Origin of the sequence: Mesorhizobium ventifaucium (assembly GCF_935822925.1) — a bacterium.
Lineage (GTDB): Bacteria > Pseudomonadota > Alphaproteobacteria > Rhizobiales > Rhizobiaceae > Mesorhizobium > Mesorhizobium ventifaucium.
Map to the genome: position 1 here is coordinate 1 of NZ_CAKXZS010000075.1, position 786 is coordinate 786.

Sequence of the window (786 nt, forward strand, 5' to 3'; positions counted from 1 at the left end):
CTTTGATGGTGACTACGATGCCGGCACCGACGGTGCGGCCGCCTTCACGGATGGCGAAGCGCAGCTTCTCTTCCATGGCGATCGGCACGATCAGCTCGACATCGACGGTGATGTTGTCGCCCGGCATCACCATCTCGGTGCCTTCCGGCAGCGACACGATGCCGGTCACGTCCGTGGTGCGGAAATAGAACTGCGGCCGGTAGTTGGTGAAGAACGGCGTGTGGCGGCCGCCCTCGTCCTTGGTCAGGATGTAGGCTTCGGCGACGAACTTCTTGTGCGGCTTGACCGTGCCCGGCTTGGCCAGAACCTGGCCGCGCTCGACCCCTTCGCGGTCGACACCGCGCAAGAGCGCGCCGATGTTGTCGCCGGCCTGGCCCTGGTCGAGCAGCTTGCGGAACATCTCGACGCCCGTGCAGGTCGTCTTGGTGGTCGGACGGATGCCGACGATCTCGAGCTCCTCGCCGACCTTGACCACACCGCGCTCGACGCGGCCGGTCACCACCGTGCCGCGGCCCGAGATCGAGAACACGTCCTCGATCGGCATCAGGAACGGCTTGTCCAGCGGACGAACCGGCGTCGGGATGTAATCGTCGACCGCAGCCATCAGTTCGCGGATCGAATCCTCGCCGATCTTCTTGTCGGAATCTTCCAAAGCCGCAAGTGCCGAACCCTTGACGATCGGAATGTCGTCGCCGGGGAACTCGTTCTTGGTCAACAGCTCGCGCACCTCGAGCTCGACCAGCTCAAGCAGCTCGGCGTCGTCGACCTGGTCGACCTTGTTCAAGA

At 64.1% G+C, this 786-nt stretch carries 1 protein-coding gene; it reads right to left on the minus strand.

Features of this window, described 5'->3' with window-relative positions; translation table 11 throughout:
- Window positions 1–786, minus strand: a 786-nt coding sequence (locus NMG70_RS30895; RefSeq protein ID WP_436798497.1) for an elongation factor Tu, incomplete at both ends; no start/stop codon positions are given.